6 protein-coding genes are annotated in these 6676 nt (G+C 55.3%); all 6 read left to right on the forward strand.

The window, feature by feature from the left end:
- Window positions 1-21 precede the first annotated feature (21 nt).
- The 6 genes from ACR0M3_RS18955 (at window position 22) to ACR0M3_RS18980 (ending at window position 6275) form a co-directional block, all read left to right on the forward strand.
- Window positions 22-1533, forward strand: coding sequence for a CoA-acylating methylmalonate-semialdehyde dehydrogenase (locus ACR0M3_RS18955; RefSeq protein WP_480912169.1), 1512 nt, complete (start codon window positions 22-24; stop codon window positions 1531-1533).
- A 25-nt stretch (window positions 1534-1558) separates the two neighbouring features.
- Window positions 1559-2668, forward strand: a complete 1110-nt coding sequence (ald, locus tag ACR0M3_RS18960) for an alanine dehydrogenase (RefSeq protein WP_480912172.1) — start codon at window positions 1559-1561, stop codon at window positions 2666-2668.
- Between the two features lie 70 nt (window positions 2669-2738).
- Window positions 2739-3749 (forward strand): TRAP transporter substrate-binding protein DctP, encoded by a 1011-nt coding sequence (gene dctP, locus ACR0M3_RS18965; protein WP_480912175.1) that lies wholly within the window; start codon window positions 2739-2741, stop codon window positions 3747-3749.
- 71 nt (window positions 3750-3820) lie between these two features.
- Entirely contained in the window at window positions 3821-4435 is a 615-nt protein-coding gene (locus ACR0M3_RS18970) for a TRAP transporter small permease (RefSeq protein WP_480912178.1), read from the forward strand.
- On the forward strand, window positions 4432-5724 hold the full coding sequence (locus ACR0M3_RS18975) for a TRAP transporter large permease (protein ID WP_480912181.1): 1293 nt from the start codon (window positions 4432-4434) through the stop codon (window positions 5722-5724). Before ACR0M3_RS18970 ends, ACR0M3_RS18975 begins: the two co-directional genes overlap by 4 nt.
- A gap of 140 nt (window positions 5725-5864) precedes the next feature.
- The gene (locus ACR0M3_RS18980; RefSeq protein ID WP_480912184.1) at window positions 5865-6275 is read left to right on the forward strand and encodes a universal stress protein; all 411 of its coding nucleotides are present in this window, start codon (window positions 5865-5867) and stop codon (window positions 6273-6275) included.
- The last annotated feature ends 401 nt before the right edge of the window (window positions 6276-6676 follow it).

Consider the following 6676-nt stretch of genomic DNA (forward strand, 5'->3'; position numbering starts at 1 on the left):
ACCCCAAAAAGGACTGACATCATGAAAGATGCATCCCCGATCGCTTTGATCGGCCACTACATTAATGGCCAAATCACTGCTCCATCCGGTGAGAATACTCAGCCGGTTTTCAATCCCGCAACCGGTGCGCAAACCGGTGAGGTGTCGCTGGCGACGGTACAGACCGTCGACGACGCGGTGGCTGCGGCAAAAGCAGCGTTCCCGAAGTGGTCGAACACGCCTCCGATCCGCCGTGCCCGCCTGATGAACAACTTTCTGGCGCTGGTACGCGAGCACAAAGACGAACTTGCCCGCGCTATCACTGTAGAGCATGGCAAGGTGTTCACCGACGCCCAAGGCGAGGTTGAGCGCGGTATTGATATCATCGAGTTTGCCTGCGGCATTCCGCAACTCCTCAAGGGCGATTACACGGAGCAGGTTTCCACTGGCATGGACAACTGGACAACGCGTCAGGCGTTGGGCGTTGTGGCCGGAATTACTCCCTTCAACTTCCCGGTCATGGTGCCGATGTGGATGTTCCCGATCGCCATCGCCGCAGGCAATACCTTTATCCTGAAGCCATCCCCGACCGATCCGTCCGCGGCGCTGCTGTATGCGGATCTGATGCAGAAGGCTGGCTTCCCCGATGGCGTGTTCAACGTCGTACAGGGTGACAAGGTCGCCGTGGATGCGTTGCTGGAAAATGACGACGTCAAGGCCGTGTCTTTTGTCGGTTCGACCCCGATTGCGAACTATATCTACGAAGTGGGTGCGCGGCACGGCAAACGCGTTCAGGCGCTGGGTGGTGCGAAGAACCACATGCTGGTGATGCCGGATGCCGATATGAACAAGGCTGCGGATGCGCTGATCGGCGCGGCCTATGGCTCGGCCGGAGAGCGCTGCATGGCGATCTCGGTTGCCCTGCTGGTCGGCGATGCCGCCGACAAGCTGATGCCTGTCCTGAAAGAACGCGCCGAAACCCTGAAGGTCAAAAACGGCCTCGAACTGGACGCCGAGATGGGCCCGATCGTCACCGCCGCCGCGCGTGACCGCATCAAAGGGTACATCGACTCTGGCATCGAAGAAGGTGCGGACCTGTTGGTCGACGGTCGCAACTATACCGTCGAAGGGCATGAAGAAGGGTTTTTCCTGGGCGGTACCCTGTTCGACAACGTCACCCCCGACATGAAGATCTACAAGGAAGAGATCTTCGGCCCGGTCCTGTCCTGCGTCCGCGTCTCGAACTTTGCCGAAGGCCTGCAACTGATCAACGACCACGAGTTCGGCAATGGTGTGTCGCTGTTCACCCGTGACGGCAACGTCGCGCGTGAATTCGGCAAGCAGGTTCAGGTCGGCATGGTCGGCGTCAATGTTCCGATCCCGGTTCCGATGGCCTGGCACGGTTTTGGCGGCTGGAAGAAGAGCCTGTTCGGCGACATGCACGCCTATGGCGAGGAGGGTGTGCGTTTCTACACCAAGCAGAAATCCATCATGCAGCGCTGGCCCGAAAGTATCTCGGAAGGTGCCGAGTTCGTCATGCCAACCGCAAAATGATCATCCGTTCCAAGGAGTGAAGAATATGTTCATTGGTGTTCCCAAGGAAATCAAGAACCACGAGTACCGTGTTGGCCTGACCCCTGAAAGCGTAGCCGAACTGGTTTCTCATGGTCACAACGTCATCGTCGAGACCAACGCCGGCACAGGCATTGGGGCTGATGATGATGCCTATCGTGCCGCTGGTGCCGAGATTGCTGAAACAGCAGCCGATATTTTCGCCAATGCCGAGATGATCGTGAAGGTGAAAGAGCCCCAGGCCGTTGAACGCGCCATGCTGCGGGAAGGTCAGATCCTTTACACCTACCTGCATCTGGCCCCCGACCCGGAACAGACCAAAGATTTGGTCGACTCGGGCGCTGTCTGCATCGCTTACGAGACAGTCACCGACGATAATGGCGGTCTGCCCCTGCTGAAACCGATGAGCCAGGTTGCCGGTCGCATGTCGATCCAGGCTGGTGCCAGCGCGTTGGAGAAAGCAAAGGGGGGCCTGGGCGTATTGCTGGGCGGTGTACCCGGTGTGAAGCCCGGCAAAGTTGTGGTCATCGGTGGCGGTGTTGTTGGGTTCAACGCGGCTCAGATGGCCGTCGGCTTGCACGCGGACGTAACCATTCTAGACCGCAATCCGGCAGTGCTTGAGAAGCTAGAGAACCATTTCGAGGCGTCCGCCAAGGTTGTTTATTCGACCAAAGCCGCGCTGGAGGAAGAGGTCACCAATGCCGATCTGGTTATCGGCGCAGTTCTGATCCCCGGTGCAGCTGCGCCCAAACTGGTCAAACGCGAACTGATCTCGAAAATGAAACCCGGTGCGGTCGTCGTGGACGTGGCGATTGACCAGGGCGGCTGCTTTGAAACGTCCAAAGCTACCACTCACGCAGAGCCTACGTATGTTGTCGACGATGTTGTTCATTATTGTGTCGCCAACATGCCAGGCGCAGTCGCCCGAACGTCGACCTACGCGCTCAACAACGTAACGCTGCCGCACGCTCTGGCCATAGCCAACAATGGCTGGAAGCAGGCGCTGGCGGACAACCGTCACCTTATGAACGGCCTGAATGTGGCCCACGGCAAGGTGACCTACAAGGCTGTGGCCGATGACCTCGGATACGAGTTCGTTGCCCCGGAACTTTGCTGACATCAGCAAATCAGCGCCCGCTCCGGCACGTCGCCGGGCGGGCGTTACTCGTCAAAAGGAGGAGATCTCGATGAGTTTCAATAAGTTTACCACTGGTATGGCCGCAGGAGCATTGGGCGCCCTGATGTCGACTGCCGCATTTGCGGAAGACATGACACTGCGCTTTGCCGGCGTGTTCCCGATTGACCATCAGGGCACGAAGATGATGGAGCAGGTCGCAGCAGATGTGGCAGCTGCGGATGTCGGCCTGACGGTCGAAGTCTTCCCGGCAAACCAGTTAGGTTCTGGTGAAGCGCTGTTCGAAGATGTTGCACGCGGCAATATCGACCTGGCTTCGGCATTTATCTATGCCGATACCGATCCACGCCTGGAATTCCTGTCAATGCCGTTCTTGCTGGGCGGCTGGGATGACATGGAAAGCACACTTCTGAACATGGATTCTGAGTTCAACACCATCTTGCAGGAAATCACCGACGAATACGGTGTTCGCGTCATGGCGCAGAACCCAGAAGGGTTCATCGGTATCGTTTCGTCGCAAGAGCCCCAGAACTGGAATACTTTTGACGACAAGGGCATGAACATTCGCGTCTGGTCCTCCAGTGTTGTGAAGTCGATGGTCGAAGAACTGGGTTACCAGGCGACCACCATGGCATGGGGCGACATCTTCCCCGCACTTCAGGCTGGCATTGTCGACGGAGCAATCTGCTGCACGAAGACCGCGACTTACTCGATCTTCGCCAAGTCGGATGTTGGCACCCATTTTGTCGAGTACAATTCGATCTCAGAGCTGACAACCTTCTATGCGTCGCAGCGGACACTCGACAAGCTGAACGACGATCAGCGCGCCGCGCTGCAAGCCGCGCTGACCAAGGCGTCCGAAGACTTCTTTGCCTACAATCGTGAGAACGACGAAGTGTTCGGCCAGAAATTGCTCGACAAAGGCTACACCATCCTGCGCCTGAGTGACGAAGAACAAGCTGCGATGGCCGCTCATGTCCAGGAAACGGTCTGGCCTTCGATGGCACAAAACGTCGGTCAGGACATCATCGACCGCCTGCTGGCTGCAAAAGAACAGCAATAATCACTGAGAAAAGGGTCAGCTAATCAGTTGGCCCTTTTTTCGTCTCTGGCTCAACAAAGGGAGGGAGAAAGATGTCTAGCACTGAAGCTGAGCGTCCGTTGGTCGTCGAAAGTGCAGAAAAGAAGAGCTCGCAAAAAATCACTGACGAGTTGCCAGTCATTATTGGGTATCCGCTGAAAGCAGTGGCTTTTGTCATGAGGCAGATCGTCATATTTGCCGGTTTCCTGATGGCTTTTACATTTGGGGCAGTCGTTGTCATCCGGTATGGATTTGGCGGTGATCTGTTTGCCTACGAAGAGTGGCTATTGGGCATTAGCATCATCGGCTTTTTTGCAGGTGCTGTTCTGGCCTCTGCCCGCAACCTGCACATCAACGCGGACATTCTTGGCATTGTGATCCAAAACCCTCGGTTGATTTGGTGGCGCGGCTTTGTCGTCCTGACAGTCGAGGTGCTGGTGATCCTATTCCTCATGTACGCCTGCTATGTCTCGCTGCTTGATGACTTCTCATTCCCGCGACTGCGCGCAACCCCGGTGCTGCGCATTCCGTTTGTGACCTGGCGGATTGCAATCATGATTGCCTTTGGCCTCATGGCGACGTTCACGGCGGCATATCTGTACGTGCATATCCGCAAGGGGCTCGGGCTTCCCTTGAGATCAGAAATGCAAAAAGGAGAAGCCCAATGATTATCGGAGGAAGTCTCCTAATCGTCTGCCTTATGCTGCTGTTAGGTGTAAGCGTATATGTGGCATTCGGAGCGGTCCTTATCTTCATCGCCCTTGTTGGGGACCAAGGCATCACGGGCTATCTGCCGACCGGCTCTACGGGCATCCGTTCCTTGGTGCTTCTGGCGATCCCGCTCTTCATGATCGCTGGCGGCATCATGGAAAAGGGTAAGATCGCAGCCCCTCTTGTCTCGTTGGCTGAAATGTTCATCGGCCATATCAAAGGAGGTCTTAGCGCTGCGGGTGTATTGGCCTGTGGTGTATTTGGCTCCATTTCCGGTAGCGCGAATGCGACGCTGACCTGTATTGGCGGCATCATGATGCCCCACCTGAAAAAGGCCAACTATCCAGGCGGGCAATCAGCGGCACTGATCGTGGCTGCAAGTCCGCTGGGCCTTTTGATCCCGCCAAGCTCTACGATGATCCTTTATGGTTGGGTCGCACAGCAACACGTCCTGAAGTGCTTTCTGTCTACGGTTCTGCCAGCGTTCATCCTGATCACGCTGCTGATTGTGGTCAATCAGCTCATGCTGCGGAAATACGACAACATTAATCTGACGGAACGTCCAAAGCCATTCCTGCCAACCTTCGGTGTCCAGGCGCGTTTGGCCGGGCCTGCACTGATGATGCCGCTTATCATTCTGGGTGGTATCTATGGCGGCATCATGACACCGACCGAGGCCGCCGGTATTGCAGTGGTCTACTCGATCCCGATCGCGATCTACTTCTACCGTGGTCTGACCTGGAAAACGCTGGCTCAAACCATCCAAAACTCGGGCGTTACGATTGGCGTAGTCATGGTCATGATCTTCATGGTTCTGATCGTATCCGATAACCTGATTGCGCAAGGTGCGCCACAGCTGGCAAAACAAATGGTCTATTCAGTATCTGAAAATCCGATTGTGGTTCTGTTGATGATCAACATAGTGTTGATCCTAATCGGGATGCTGATGGACGATATCTCGGGTCTGCTTTTGGCGACACCGATCTTGCTGCCCATAGCGCAGAGCACTGGCATGGATCCGATCCATTTTGCGGCTGTGATCGGCGTGAACCTGGGTATGGCCAACATCACTCCACCTACAGCGCCGCTTCTCTATCTTGGCGCTCAGGTCTGCGATGAACCGGTTTCGCGTATGCTTTGGCCGACTTTGGTGTTCATCGTTTTTGCATGGTTACCGACGCTGATGCTGACGACCTTTGTCCCAGAGTTGGCTCTGTTCTTGCCAGACCTACTGCTGGGTAGGTAGCGCGAGAAGGCAAAAATACCAAGAACACGCCCAAGAGCGCACCCCTGTCTGACGACTGGGGTGCGAGAACTCTCTCAAAGACAATCTGTGAGAGACAGATTTACAGCAAAAAAACGGAAACCTTCAACCAGAGTTTAGAAATGTACAACAACATCTTAGTGGCCCTATCGCTTGAACACGGCATCAGTGAACATGCGCTTTCGACTGCACGCGCCCTTGTGTCCGAAGGTGGTACAATCACCGCCGCACACATTCATGAACCGCCCAACAGACAGATTATGTACTACATGGATGACGGGATTGCCGAAAAATCTCTCCAAAAGGCAAAGGCACGTTTGTCCGAACGCTTGGAAGGTGAATACGGGGTCTCATCTGTCCTGATCGAAAGCCAATCGGCTGGGCGAGCGATCACCGAATACGCCAACAAACATGGCATCGACTGTATCGTGCTTGCTTCGCATAAACCCGGGATGAAGGAGTTCTTTTTGGGATCAACGGCCGCTCTTGTTGTTCGCCACGCTCAGTGTTCGGTGCATGTACTCCGCCTGTAGACTGTTCGGTTGACAATATCGGCAAAAAACCGACACCGCGCTTGGCTCCCATCGAACTGAGATGCTGGTCTAAGATTTACGTCGTGTCAAACGCCGGCGACATCATCCATTGTCTTGGGCAGGCCCGCCTGACTTAAGCGCTATCCTGGTTGATTTAAGGATTTGAGAAACGGAGGATTTTCCGGTCCATCCAAATCAACGTGGATGTGGCTATGTTTTATTTGTTAGATCGGAATTGTGTCCGGGAGTGGATAGGTAAGAAGCGGCCGGATGCTGACCTTGACAATCAGATCCTGAGCGACGGCTTTGCCCGGATAGTGTTGAAAAAGTCCATTGATTGGTCGGTCTGTCGCTGATTCACTCGTTTTATGAGCGGAGGTGCGGCGATGATGGGACCGAGG

Source organism: Ruegeria sp. O5 (assembly GCF_056535105.1).